The organism is Neobacillus niacini (genome assembly GCF_030817695.1).
GTDB lineage: Bacteria > Bacillota > Bacilli > Bacillales > Cytobacillaceae > Neobacillus > Neobacillus niacini_F.
Window position 1 is genome coordinate 518,084 of record NZ_JAUSZQ010000002.1, and the last position, 13,837, is coordinate 531,920.

The 13,837-nt window shown below is 41.0% G+C and carries 11 protein-coding genes; 9 read left to right on the forward strand and 2 right to left on the reverse strand.

Annotation, left to right across the window (positions count from 1 at the left end):
* Positions 1–7 precede the first annotated feature (7 nt).
* On the reverse strand, positions 8–358 hold the full coding sequence (locus tag QFZ28_RS02820) for a YojF family protein (RefSeq protein ID WP_179598805.1): 351 nt from the start codon (positions 356–358) through the stop codon (positions 8–10).
* 138 nt (positions 359–496) lie between these two features.
* Positions 497–1,324 carry a pyridoxine/pyridoxal/pyridoxamine kinase gene (gene pdxK, locus QFZ28_RS02825; protein ID WP_307193244.1) on the reverse strand — a complete coding sequence of 276 codons (828 nt, stop codon included), beginning with the start codon at positions 1,322–1,324 and terminating at the stop codon, positions 497–499.
* 460 nt (positions 1,325–1,784) lie between these two features.
* Between pdxK and fdhD the strand changes: the two genes are divergently transcribed.
* The 9 genes from fdhD (at position 1,785) to QFZ28_RS02870 (ending at position 13,824) form a co-directional block, all read left to right on the forward strand.
* Positions 1,785–2,546 carry a formate dehydrogenase accessory sulfurtransferase FdhD gene (gene fdhD, locus QFZ28_RS02830; RefSeq protein WP_307193245.1) on the forward strand — a complete coding sequence of 254 codons (762 nt, stop codon included), beginning with the start codon at positions 1,785–1,787 and terminating at the stop codon, positions 2,544–2,546.
* Positions 2,547–2,637: 91 nt separating this feature from the next.
* A complete protein-coding gene (gene fdnG, locus QFZ28_RS02835; protein ID WP_307196934.1) occupies positions 2,638–5,622 on the forward strand; it encodes a formate dehydrogenase-N subunit alpha in 2,985 nt (994 codons plus the stop codon).
* Between the two features lie 296 nt (positions 5,623–5,918).
* Positions 5,919–7,151 (forward strand): RNA-guided endonuclease IscB, encoded by a 1,233-nt coding sequence (gene iscB / locus QFZ28_RS02840; RefSeq protein ID WP_307193246.1) that lies wholly within the window; start codon positions 5,919–5,921, stop codon positions 7,149–7,151.
* Between the two features lie 82 nt (positions 7,152–7,233).
* On the forward strand, positions 7,234–8,064 hold the full coding sequence (locus QFZ28_RS02845; protein ID WP_307193247.1) for a 4Fe-4S dicluster domain-containing protein: 831 nt from the start codon (positions 7,234–7,236) through the stop codon (positions 8,062–8,064).
* On the forward strand, positions 8,057–8,785 hold the full coding sequence (locus QFZ28_RS02850) for a formate dehydrogenase subunit gamma (RefSeq protein WP_307193248.1): 729 nt from the start codon (positions 8,057–8,059) through the stop codon (positions 8,783–8,785). The genes QFZ28_RS02845 and QFZ28_RS02850 overlap by 8 nt, the downstream gene beginning before the upstream one ends.
* A 361-nt stretch (positions 8,786–9,146) precedes the next feature.
* Positions 9,147–9,974: a formate dehydrogenase accessory protein FdhE gene (locus QFZ28_RS02855; RefSeq protein WP_307193249.1), complete on the forward strand. Its 828-nt coding sequence runs from the start codon at positions 9,147–9,149 to the stop codon at positions 9,972–9,974.
* Between the two features lie 64 nt (positions 9,975–10,038).
* Positions 10,039–10,650: a molybdenum cofactor guanylyltransferase gene (mobA, locus tag QFZ28_RS02860; RefSeq protein ID WP_307193250.1), complete on the forward strand. Its 612-nt coding sequence runs from the start codon at positions 10,039–10,041 to the stop codon at positions 10,648–10,650.
* Positions 10,651–10,656: 6 nt separating this feature from the next.
* Positions 10,657–11,889: a molybdopterin molybdotransferase MoeA gene (locus tag QFZ28_RS02865; protein ID WP_307193251.1), complete on the forward strand. Its 1,233-nt coding sequence runs from the start codon at positions 10,657–10,659 to the stop codon at positions 11,887–11,889.
* Positions 11,890–11,901: 12 nt separating this feature from the next.
* Positions 11,902–13,824, forward strand: a complete 1,923-nt coding sequence (locus QFZ28_RS02870; protein WP_307193252.1) for a molybdopterin biosynthesis protein — start codon at positions 11,902–11,904, stop codon at positions 13,822–13,824.
* Positions 13,825–13,837: the final 13 nt, after the last annotated feature.

Consider the following 13,837-nt stretch of genomic DNA (forward strand, 5'->3'; position numbering starts at 1 on the left):
CCTTTCTTTACTCAAACGGTGTAGCGCTGATTTCAAGAGCGACCGCGAGTTTTCCTTTGTTATCATGACCGGCTAGCAGCAAACGGTTTTGCTCATCCACTTCAAAATGAGTAAGTCCCTCTGCGTAAATCCAGCCAAGGTTTATTTTTAAGCCAACACGATAGGGATCATTTCCCGTGATTTTCCCAATTTCGTATCGTACTAATGCGTTGCGGATATAGGCACCTGCTGAAAAGAAAGTTTGATCATGATGAGATGCATAGGCACCATTGGTTGTTTCCAGGTGAATATATACATCTTGATTCGCGAATGCGTTAATCGCTTCTTGAACCTGGCGATAATCCTTAATCGGTTCCATATTCTTTCTCCTTTCCCTGTGCAAGGTATGTAATCAAAAACAAAGTTTATTTAATAATGTAACTATCATACTAAAATCACATTCAAAAAGCGAAATCCTTGCCTAAAAAAAAGCCGCTCAAAGTGAACGGCTTAGGTTTTAACAATCTGTGCAGTATTCGGTTTTTGCACCGCGGTAGGCACCGTGCCATGTAGGTCCAACGAATTCGTTTAAGCGGAAGCCTTGGCTGATAGCAGCTGAGATGAAGTCTTTTGCAACCTCAACCGCTTCAATAACAGAGCTGCCTTTTGCCAATTCTGCAGTGATAGCGGAAGAGAAGGTACAGCCAGCGCCATGCGTGAAGTTAGTCTCAATCTTGTCTGATTCAAAAATCATGAAGTCTTTACCATCGTATAAAAGGTCAATGGACTTTTCTTCTGTTAAAAGCTTGCTGCCGCCTTTAATGACAACATACTTTGCACCTAAATCGTGAATTTTCACAGCAGCTTCTTTCATCTGCTCTAACGTTTTAACCGGTCCAGTTTGAGCTAATTGGCCTGCTTCAAATAGGTTCGGTGTCACAACTAATGCACGCGGCAATAAAAGTTCACGCATTGCGTCGGTTGTTTCCGGATTTAATACCTCATCCTCGCCTTTACAAACCATAACAGGATCGATGACGACGCGCTCTAGTTTACGTTCATCAATAACCTTGGCCACTAACTCAATGATCTCAACGGTACCGAGCATACCTGTTTTCATTGCGTCAATTCCTACAGATAAGACAGTATCGATTTGTGGCTTTAAGGTCTCAACGGAGATTGGAAACACACTATGGTGCCAATCCTTTGGATCCATCGTAACGATTGTTGTAAGTGCAGTCATTCCATAAACACCCAACTCTTGGAATGTTTTGATATCCGCTTGAATCCCTGCTCCTCCGCTCGTATCCGAACCAGCAATTGTCATAACCTTTTTGATTGTCATATGTACTCCTCCTAAAAAACGAGTTGATGAATTTCACTATTCCTATTATAAAACAAACCTGAAAATATAGCAGAAATTTTACAAATGCATCGATTTTGTCAGAAAAATGACAAATGAGCGTTTTTACACTAATTAAAAGATTTTATGTGATAAATCTTACTTCAGAGAAAAAGGACTCATCGTACGATAGTACTAAAGATACAATTTATTGATTGTAACCGCTTACAAACTTATAGATAACAAGCATTCGGCAGTGCCAAATCAGTTGAGTTAGGCAAAAAATTTCAATAATTCGACACAAAATGGACCGAAATTCGTCAAAGTCATGAAGGTAAGGCATCAGTATTTATTTTAAATTTAATTACAATGGCTAATTTGTTTCGCTAAACATTGTGACAAATGTCGCTGAGAAGGCTTGGTAACATTATTACAATTGAAAAGCCTGAAAGGAGGGAAAAAAATGTACCGCAAAGGATGTCCTGATGAATATCCCATCACCTTAGTATTAAACGGTTATAAGATTGCCGTATTTCAACTAACCAAACATGATTTAGAGGATTGGGCCTATGGTTATTTGTTTTCTGAAGGATTTATTCACGGATCGGGTGATATTGGTTCCATTAGTATAAATGAAGAATCGGGCAGTATTCATGTTTCACTTTTGAATGGCTTTAATGAAGAAGAGTTGTTTTCGAAGAAAAAGCACTATACAGCAGGCTGCGGCCGCGGAATTACCTTTTTCTCAATGACAGATGTGAAAAATTTTCAAAAGGTGTCTTCTGAACATCGTTATAAATTGAGTTATTTGTTAAAAAAGCGAAGTGAATTTGCCCAAAATTCACCGTTTTACTTGGAAACCGGCGGTATGCACGGAGCCTGTATTATAGACGAAGCAGGCAATATCACCGTCCGTGAAGATATTGGGCGGCACAATGCAGTCGATAAGATCATTGGCCACACCATACGAATGGGTTTACAGCCTGAACGGTTAGTTTTATTAACAACCGGAAGGGTTTCATATGAAATGCTCTCCAAAGCAGCGAAATTTGGCTTTCCTGTTATTGGATCACGAACAGCGGCCACTAAGCAGGCTGTTCAACTGGCTAAATTCTTGAATATAGAGGTAATTGGCTATTTACGAGGGAAAATGGCTAATATTTATACCTCAACAGGTCGAGTTGAAAATGATTTAGTGGAAATAGCCGCTGTAGAGATGCATTGAAGGGGGGAATCAAAAGGACAAGGTTTATATATTAGATAAAAAAAGGGATGTTCTGATCAATAATGGGAAGGGGATATAAAAAATGGTTGAAATCAACTTAAACCGCAGGCAATTCTTGAAGTTGTCTGGTGCTACTGCGGTCACTTTAGCGGTAGTTGAGCTAGGTTTTAATGAGAAAAAAGCTTATGCCAGCACAAAAGAATTCAAAATTGCCAAATCAACTGTTACACCAACCATTTGCTGCTTTTGCGGCGTTGGCTGTGGAATTTTAGTCCATACAAAGGACAACACAGTGGTTTATACGGAAGGGGATCCGGATAACCCAATTAACGAAGGTAAGCTATGCAGTAAAGGAACAACAATCAGACAATTATACACTTCTGATAGACGTATTAAGAAACCGCTTTATCGCGCACCTGGCAGCAATAAGTGGGAAGAAAAAGATTGGGAATGGATGTATGAAACCATTGCTAAGCGGACAAAAGAAACGCGAGACAAATCATTTGTCGTATCAGAAGATGGTATGACAGTGAATAAGACCGAGGCGATTGCAAGCATCGGCGGAGCAGCTCTTGATAACGAAGAGACATACCTAATTTCAAAATTAATGAGAGGGCTTGGTGTCACTTATTTAGAGCACCAGGCACGAATATGACATAGTTCTACGGTTGCCGGTCTGGCACCTTCATTAGGTCGTGGAGCAATGACGAACAGTTGGAATGATGTGCAGTATACCGATTGTGCATTGATTATGGGTGCAAACCCTGCTGAGAACCATCCAATCAGCTTTAGATGGTTAACAAAAGCGAAAGAAAATGGCGGAAAAATAGTAAGCGTTGACCCTCGTTACACTAGAACATCGTCAATGTCAGATATTTATGCACCATTACGCTCTGGAACGGATATTGCGTTTATCGGCGGGATGATCAAATATGCACTAGAAAATAATCTTTACCACAAAGAGTATGTTGCTAAATATACAAACGCAAGCTTTATTGTAAAAGAAAGCTATAAATTTGAAGATGGCTTATTCTCTGGATATATTGCAGATAAGCGCTCTTATGATAAGACACAGTGGGCTGTTGAAAAAGACGCCGAAGGAAACCCAGTCAAAGACGCCACTTTAGAGCATCCTAGATCTGTTTTCCAATTAATGAAAAAGCACTATTCTCGCTATGATGTTGACACAGTTGTAAAAGTTACCGGAACACCAAAAGAAGATTTATTAAAGGTATATGAAGCGTTCTGCGCAACGGGTGAAGTAGGTAAAGCAGGAACGATTTTGTATGCAATGGGAACTACCCAGCATACAGTTGGTACACAAAACGTTCGTGCGTTTGCAATCATTCAGCTTCTATTAGGTAACATTGGTGTACCTGGCGGCGGATTGAACGCAATGCGCGGTGAGTCTAACGTTCAAGGTTCAACAGACTTTGGATTATTATATGGAAACTTAACTGGCTACCTAAATGCCCCTTCTTCCAAAGTTCCTGAGAACGCAACACTTGCAGGCCACTTGGAAAAAGAAACACCAAAAACAGGATATTGGAGCAATAAACCTAAGTTCATCGTCAGCTTATTAAAAGCATGGTATGGACCAAACGCACATGCCGAGAATGAATTTGGCTATCAATATCTGCCAAAAGGTAACAAGAACTACTCACACATCAACCTATTTAAAGCGATGTATGATGGAACAATAGAGGGAGCATTCCTATTTGGAACAAACCCAGTTGTCGGCGGACCAAATGTCGGAAAAGAAAAAGAAGCACTTGGCAGCCTGAAATGGTTAGTAGCGATCGATCTTTGGGAAACAGAATCAGCTGCCTTCTGGCAAGAAGAGGCTGGCAACGACCCATCTAAGGTCAACACAGAAGTATTCCTACTTCCTGCATGTTCTTCCTACGAAAAAGAAGGAAGCGTATCAAACAGCTCCCGCTGGATGCAGTACCGCTGGCAGGCAATTAAGCCGCTGGGTGAATCAAAAGCTGACTTAGAAATTGTTAATGAGTTTGCAACAAGAATTAAGGCACTTTATAAAAATGAATCAGGTCCTGCAGCAGCCCCAATCAATGCATTGTATTGGAAATTTGGTGAAGGACATCATCCCGATATCGATTTAGTATGCAAAGAAATCAATGGCTATGATGTGAATACAGGAAAATTAATCGCTGGTTTTGGTAATCTGAAGGATGACGGATCAACATGTTCAGGTAACTGGATTTATTGCGGATTCTACCCTGAAGAAGGAAAGAACCGTGCGAAAAACCGTGACAAAAAAGATACAGGAATGAGTTTATACCTTAACTGGTCGTATGCTTGGCCAATGAACCGCCGGATTCTTTATAACCGTGCTTCATGTGATCCAAGCGGTGTACCATATAACAAAGAAAAGGCTGTTGTCTGGTATGACGCTGTACAAGGCAAATGGACAGGAGTTGACGTTCCGGACTTTGTGGCAACAAGAAAGCCGGGAGATGCCGGCTTTGAAGATCCATTTATCATGATGAATGACGGAGTTGGGGGATTATATGCACCAACATTGAATGATGGTCCATTCCCTGAACACTATGAGCCATTTGAAAGCCCAACCAAGAATCTATTCTCAACCCAAGAAATAAACCCAACCATTCAACTATTTGACGGTGAATTCAACAAGCGCGGATTCAAGGCAGACTTTCCAATTGTCGCAACAACGTACCGGGTAAGTGAGCACTGGCAGTCAGGAACAATGACTCGTAACCAAGCATGGTTATCGGAGCTTGTACCTCATATGTATATTGAAATGAGCGAAGAGCTAGCCAAAGAAAAGGGCATTAAAAATAAAGACGAGGTTATTGTCAGCTCTGCTCGCGGTGAGGTAAAAGCATACGCGATGGTGACAAAACGCTTTAAGCCTCATAAGATCGATGGCAAAGTTGTTCATCAAATCGGAATGCCATGGCATTTTGGTTACAAAGGTATCGCAACTGGGGAAACAGCTAATCGCCTGACACCTCATATCGGGGATGCAAATACAACCATTCCTGAATATAAGGCATTCCTCTGTGACGTAAGGAGCTCGAATCTGTTGTAGAAAAATCATATCAAAATACATCTAAATTATATCAAAATGGAACCCAATCATTTTGTATATGGCTGGTCCGTGCTCTCTAGCCTCAGTGAGTGTAGTTTCCTGAAAAGGAAATAGCGCGATGAACTACGTTAGTGGATAAGGTAAAGAAACACCTGCGGATATGTCCACCAGTCTGCTGCTCTGTTAGCTATGAGGAAGACCGTTTCCTAGGGTTTGGAAACCAAACACCAAAATAGCATGTCCTGTCCATTGACTTTGGCAAGGAGGAAAATTCCCGTAATGGAGGCTGGTCAGAAATGACCTATTGTTTTGTGTTAGATGCACAAGGCAGCAAATTATCTCCAACAAAAGAAAACCGTGCATGGTACTTAATTCGGAAACAAAAAGCAATTTTGAAAAACAAATTCCCAATGGTTATCCAACTGAAAAAGGAAATCCCTGTTGCTGAAATCGATTCGACACCCGTTCATCTGGGAATTGACGATGGTTCGAAGTTTGTAGGTATCGCTGTGGTACAAGAATGCAAGAGAAAAAACAAACCCCTTTTCAAAGGAACGATTGAACTTAGAACAGATGTGAAAGATAAAATGACGGTAAGAAGAGGGTATCGCCGTTACCGAAGATATCAAAAAAAGTATCGGCCAGCTCGGTTTAACAACCGATCATCTTCTAAAAAAGAAGGACGGCTTGCCCCTAGTATTAGGCAAAAGAAAGATTCCATTTTACGAGTGATTAACCAACTCAATAAATGGATTCGAATTCATCATGTTTCTTTAGAAGATGTCTTAATCGATATCCGCGCATTGGAAAAGGGTCATAAACCCTATAAATGGGAATATCATCAGAGCAATCGACTAGATGAAAACATTCGAAAAGCAGCTGTGCTTCGCGACCACAACTGTTGTCAGGATTGTGGAATAACAAACACTAGAATGGAAGTTCACCATATTATTCCGAGACGATTAAATGGCAGCGATTCTATTAATAACTTAATAACTCTTTGTTCAACTTGTCATGGTCATGTAACAGGTGATGAGTTACACCATAGTGGAAGGTTACTTAAAAAAGTAAAGGGGAGAAATATTTCATATAACGATGCCATGCATGTAATGCAAGGAAAATCTTATCTCCAAAATGAGTTGAAAAAAATAGCCCCTTTATCCCTTACATCAGGAGGGGACACAGCTAATAAACGGATTGATTGGGAAATTGATAAATCGCATGCAAATGATGGGATTGTTATTTGTAATTTAAAGGTGAAGCCTGATCAATGTGAACTGAAAAATTGGACCATAAAAACAATGAGAAAACGGTCCAGTAAAAAAATAGAGTCTGCAAATGGTTTTCATCATCGAGATTTTGTTAAATATACGAAACGGAATGGTGAAACATATCTGGCATATATCACAGCTATCTATCCAAAAAAGAACCAATGTAATATGACCACGATTGATGGGAAAATTCTGAAAAGATATGGTCTTTCAAGACTATCTTTAATATGGCGCTTTTCCAAAACATATTGGTTATAAAATCTAGTAAAGGAGGTGAGGCCTGGTAACAAATAAGGAAGTGTAGCGCGTTCCTACGGATTTTTGTTACCAGTGCTGATTAATGGCTACTGAATATGTAAAATTTGTCGATGTAACCAAATGCGATGGCTGTCGTGCTTGTATGGTGGCTTGTAAGAATTGGAATGACCTTCCAGCAGAACCGCAAGATTTCCTCGGAAGCGCTCAGTCACATGCAAAAACAACCGCTGATACATGGAATGTACTGCAATATATCGAGCATGAGAACTCAAAGGGTGGTCTTGACTATCTTTTCCGTCACTCCGCTTGCTTCCATTGTACGGACGCTGCCTGTGAAAAGGTTTGCCCGGAAAATGCGATTAGCTACACGGATTTTGGAACAGTTGTCATTGATCAAGAGAAATGTGTCGGCTGTGGATATTGTGTAAATAACTGTCCATTTGAAGTCATTTCACTTAAGGAATATGTTGATAAAAATGGAGATAAATACAGAAAAGCCCATAAATGCACAATGTGTACAGACCGCCTTGAAGAAGGCTTACAGCCTGCCTGCGTAACTACTTGTCATACAGGTGCAATGGAGTTTGGCGATAAAGCTGCCATGATCAAGAAAGCAGAAGATCGTGTGAAACAAATTAAAGACCGTTACCCAAATGCTATGGTCTATAATCCACAAGGTGTTGGCGGAACCCATACGGTTTATGTACTGGCAGAAAAGCCATCTGTATACGGCTTACCTGAAAACCCTAAGGTTCCAACCTCTGCTGTAGTTTGGAAGGATTATGCACAGCCAATTGGTAAAATGATGATTGGTGCAACTACAATGGCAGTTGTAGGAGCATTTATTACCAACACGATTATTAGTAAGAAAAAGAATGGTAAAAACGAAGACGGAGGTGAGCGCCATGAGTAAACCTCAAAATTCGGCAGTAAAGGTAAGACGTTTTTCAAAGGCATTTGTTTGGGCGCATGCTGTTAACGCGATTTCATTTCTGGCCTTATATATCACAGCATTGCCAATGTACACAGAGTTTTTTGACTGGTTATATCCGATTCTTGGCGGACCAGAAGGTGCACGTCTGCTCCACAGGATATTTGCTGTTACGTTCTTATTACCAACGTTCATCTGGGTCATTTTTGACTTCAAAGGCTTTAAGCTATGGATCAAAGAACTTGTTACCTGGAAAAAACGTGATATAGAGTTCTTTACCGAGTTTGTTAAGGACCTTTTTGGTTTCAATTTCAAGCACGTTAAACAGTCATTCTTTAACGCTGGTGAAAAGATTAACTCTATCATTCAAATTTTCACAGCAATCTTAATCATTGGTTCAGGCTTCCCAATGTGGTTCCCTGAATTGTTCCCAAGAGCGGTTGTTCAGTGGGGATATTTATTACACAACGTCGGTTTCGGCCTAGCGATTGCGGTAGTAGTCGGACACATCTATCTATCTGTTATACACAAAAACTCTAAACCAGGTTATACCGGTGTCATCACAGGTGAAGTACCTGCATGGTGGGCACATGAACACTATACAGAATGGTATGAGGAAGAAGTCAAAAAGGGCAACTTCCCTAAACTAGACGACCCGCATAAACCTACTAGCCCAAACAAGAAAAAGAGAAAAGGCGCTTAATCTAGTAAAAATAAATACGATAAAGGCTGTCTCTTGCAGGACAGCCTTTATTAAAAAAATGGCTCTGTTAAAACTGAATGTTGATTTTACTGTGCTTGGAAAATAAACGGAGAATTTCCGTTTAAATTGGGAAATAACCATATTTCCTTAAAAATAGGCGGAGTTTTTCCGCTTATTGTGTCCAAATCCTTGGAATTTTTCTTATTTAAAGCAGTTAACCGGAATATCTCCGCTTATATCTGCTTCTTAAGGTTCCTCTATGCACAATAGCCGGAAATTCTCCGCCTATGAATTCTCAACCCTACACGAAAATCAACAATAAATAATAACAGAGCCAAAAAAATAAAAGAGGTGTACAGCAATGAAAAAATCTGTTGTTTCGAAAGAATATCAGAATTTGCAGAAGGATATTTTAACCCTTCAAGAGAATTGGAAGAAGAGTATAGATTCAGAATCTATTATTCCTAACCCGGATAAAGCAGCAATGTCAGCAGGAGTGCCTGCGGCGGCGTTAACGTCTATTAATTTTAAAATTACACTATTCTTACAGTGGATAGAGGAGATAAATGCACTTTTAATCAAAAGCATTCCTGAATTGGAATCAAAGTTAGCTGGTATTAGCACTCTATTAAACGAAGAAACAGCAATTCGCTGGATTGACGAAGCCTTTTCTTTTAACAGTATTTATTTTGCAAGTTTTGCTGATGAAAATGGACTTGAGGAATGGATTCCGCAATTTCTTGCTGAAACAGCACTAAGATCTTACCTGCAGCTAACAGCAGAAAAAATCCAGCACGAAATCACTCATGCAGTTCCAGGAGCAGGATGTCCCGTTTGTGGAGAACCAGCTAGACTTGCTGTTCTAGAAGACGAAGGAAAAAAAGTGATGACTTGTCCTCGCTGTCTTGCTCATTGGAATGCAAAACGGATTGAATGTGCACACTGCGGCAATGATGACCATAACACCATTCAGTTTATAACCATTGAAGGTGACACTTCCTCTCAAATTCAGGTTTGCGAAAAGTGTACAGGATATATTAAAGTGATAGATACCAGACAATATCTCAGCAAGCCGTCACCTGCTATGCTGGACTTAAATACGATTCACCTCGACTTCGTAGCCCAAGAACAGGGATATCAAGCGGTGGGAGAACCGAAAAGCGGAAGCGCCTTGTCCAGGGGCTTATGACCCCGAGCCCCTAGGCGCTGTAGCTAGACAGATAAAACAAACAAATTAAGAAGGTGCGCTATTCATGAAAGCTGGAGCTATTATTTTATCAGGTGGAAAATCAAGCAGAATGGGCACGAACAAGGCTCTCCTAAAATTAAATGAAAAAACAACAATAGAAAGAATGGTTGATATTCTTAAAGTCTATTTTGATGACATCATTCTTGTTACCAATGATATGGATTCCTATCAATCCTTAGGGGTAAAAATGGTGGCAGATCATTATCCTGGAAAGGGGCCGCTGGCAGGCTTTCATGCCGGCTTACTGGCTTCTGACTATGATGTAAACTTCATTGTAGCGTGTGATATGCCATTTATTTCTGGAGAACTCGCTTCGACACTTGTGAAAAAGATTGACCACTATGATGCCTTAGTACCAGTTATTAATGGAAAAATGCAAACCCTATGTGCAGTTTTTAAAAAGAAGACGGTAAATAAAATTGAAGAATGTATTGAAAATGGACGTCTTCCAATAAAACATCTGCTGGAGCATTTAAGCGTACTTTATGTTACGGAAAAAGAATTAGAGGTTTATAGCCACTTCGATATGGAGCGTATCTTTTTCAATATGAATCACCCGCATGAGTATGAGGACGCAAAAAAATGGCTGGCAGCTGATGAAACAGGAAGGATGTAAAACACAGTGCAATTTTTCAAAGTAAAAACAGTTGAAGAAACATTTGCAATGATTGAAGAAAACGTTCCAGCTATAAAAGATACCGAAGAGCGCTCGCTTGAAGAGGCTCTCCATTATATAACATCGGCGTGCGTCACCGCGAAGGAAAATGTCCCAGGCTTTGACCGCTCAACCGTTGATGGATATGCCGTTAAAGCAAAAGACACGTATGGATCCTCCGATTCTATGCCCGGGTTTTTAAATGTGGTTGGTGAGGTGAAAATGGGTGAGGGTGCTGCCATTCCTGTCGGACAGGGGGAGGCAGTCTATGTGCCAACAGGAGGGATGATTCCTCCAGGAAGTGACAGCGTTATCATGATTGAGCATTGTGAAGACCATGATGGTCTATTAAACACCTACAAGTCAGTCGCACCCGGTGAAAATATTATTCGCAGAGGGGAAGACATCCGTGAAGGGGAAGTTGTTCTTCCGGAAGGGACAATACTTAGACCTCAGGAGTTAGGTGCAATTGCCTCGCTTGGTATTAGTCATGTTACAGTTTATCGCAGGCTTAAGGTCGGTTATCTATCATCTGGTGACGAAATTGTTCCCTATCAAACAGAAAAACTTTCAGAAGGGCAAATCCGTGATATTAACTATTTGACGATCGCCGGCCTCGCAAAACAGTGGAATGTTGAGGTTGTTTACGGCGGAATTGTAAAGGATGACTTTCAAGAGTTCCAGCACAAAGCCCGGGAGCTTTATGATCAGGTTGACTGCTTAATCCTCTCAGGAGGAAGTTCAGTTGGTGCGAAGGATTACACTACAGACGTGATTCAGTCTCTAGGTTCGCCAGGCGTGTTCGTCCATGGTATTTCTATCAAACCGGGAAAACCTACTATTCTTGCAATGGCAAATGGAAAGCCTGTCATTGGTTTGCCGGGACACCCGGCCTCTGCGATGATTATTTTTATGCTTTTTGGCGAAAAAATCCTTCGAAAATTAAAAGGTGAGAAAATCGACAAAAAACCTAATCGGATTTTTGCTCGTATTACAAAGAATATCCCTTCGGCACCGGGCCGCTCTGATTATATACGTGTCCGCTTGTTCGAGAAAGAAGGAGAATGGTGGGCGGAGCCTATTATTGGGAAATCAGGCTTAATTACTACTTTAGTGAAAAGCGATGGAATTGTTGAGATTAGTTCAGAAAAAGAGGGTATTTCACAGGGAGATTACGTACCTGTGATTGCAACACGATGAGGGGGAAAATAGATGGACCAGAAACGCTATAAACGGAAAATATATTTAGAGGACAAGCCCCGATCGGAAGCGAAACGAGAAATCCTTGAGGCGTTTACTTTGCCCCTTGAAATAGAAATGATACCAACAAGTGATGCTCTTGGCCGTGTAACGGCTGAACCGATTTTCGCTAATGTGTCTATGCCTCATTACCATGCCTCTGCCATGGATGGAATTGCGGTAATCGCTGAAAAAACGTATACCGCTCATGAGCAAAATCCGCTTCAGCTAAAGCTTGGTATTGATTTTGCCATTGTCGATACAGGAAATGCCATTCCAGCTCCATTTAATGCGGTAATCATGATTGAACATGTCGATATGATTGATGAGGAAACGATTGAAATTATTGAACCGGCAACTCCTTGGCAGCATATCCGCCCTATTGGCGAAGATATTGTACAAGAGGAAATGCTTTTTCCGCAAGGACATATTCTTAGACCGGCGGATTTGGGCGTTCTTTTAGCATCGCAGCAACTTCAGATTCCTGTTGTGAAAAAGCCGGTTGTCGCGATCATTCCCACAGGTAATGAGCTGATTGAAGCCGATAGCGAACTTTCTTCTGGGAAAATTATTGAATTTAACGGTACGGTATTTGCAAATTTTATAAAAGAGTGGGGCGGCGAGCCAAGACTTCACCGGATTGTGAAGGATGACCCTGAAAAAATTAGGTCTGTCTTGTTAGAAGCAGCCGATAACTCCGATATTATCGTTATCAATGCCGGATCGTCGGCAGGTTCAAAGGATTATACCGTTCATATTATTGGTGAAATTGGAACCGTCTTTACCCATGGTGTGGCCGCTAGACCAGGGAAACCGGTTATTTTAGGAAAAATAAACGAGAAGATTGTCGTTGGTGTTCCAGGATATCCTGTCTCCGCCTTTTTAGCATTAGAATGGTTTGTCCGGCCATTGATTTGCAGGTATTTGCAAATACCTGAGCCAAAACGTCAAACGGTTACAGTTAAGCTTGGCCGCAGGATTGTATCAGGTATGGGTGCGGAAGATTTTGTACGAATGAATATCGGCTATGTGAATGGACAATTTGTTGCCAACCCGCTGACAAGAGCGGCAGGTGTAACCATGTCCTATGTTCGAGCAGATGGCCTTCTAGTCGTACCAGCCAGCGTAAGTGGCTATGAACAAGGCGAATTTGCCGAGGTAGAGCTTTTTAGGCCGCTTGAGGAAATTAAAAACGCCATTATGTTTTCTGGAAGCCATGATTTAACCATTGACCTTTTATCATCTCAATTAAAAAGGGTTCGTGCTGATATGAAAATAGTCTCCTCCCATGTTGGAAGTATGGCTGGTATTATGGCGATTCGAAAAGGAGAGGCCCATGTAGCGGGCATTCATTTGCTTGACCCTAAAACAAAGCAATATAATATCTCATATGTTAAGAAAATATTAGCTGGCTTGGATGTTATACTCTATCCATTTTTAAAAAGAAAGCAAGGATGGATTTTAGCAAAGGGAAATCCCCTGGGTATTGAAACGGTCACAGATATCTTTGAGAAAAAAGCAAGCTTTGTTAACCGTCAAAAAGGCGCAGGCACGCGGATTCTCTTCGATATACTGCTAGAGGAAAACGGTATTTCATCAGAAGAGATTACCGGTTACGACCGTGAAATGTTTTCACACTTAGCGGTAGCAGCAGAAGTAAACGGAGACAGCCATGGAGCCGGACTAGGAATCTATCCAGCGGCAAAAGCTATGAACCTAGATTTTGTTCCAGTCGCGGACGAAGAGTACGATTTAGTGATGACGCGGAGCTTCTATGAAAGTGAAAGCGGCAAACTGTTAATTGATATTATCCAATCACCAAACTTTAAACAGCAGGTCGAAAAGATCGGCGGCTATGAAGTGGTGGAAAAGGCAGAGCCAAAGAAATTGGTCTGAAGAGGTGCATAAA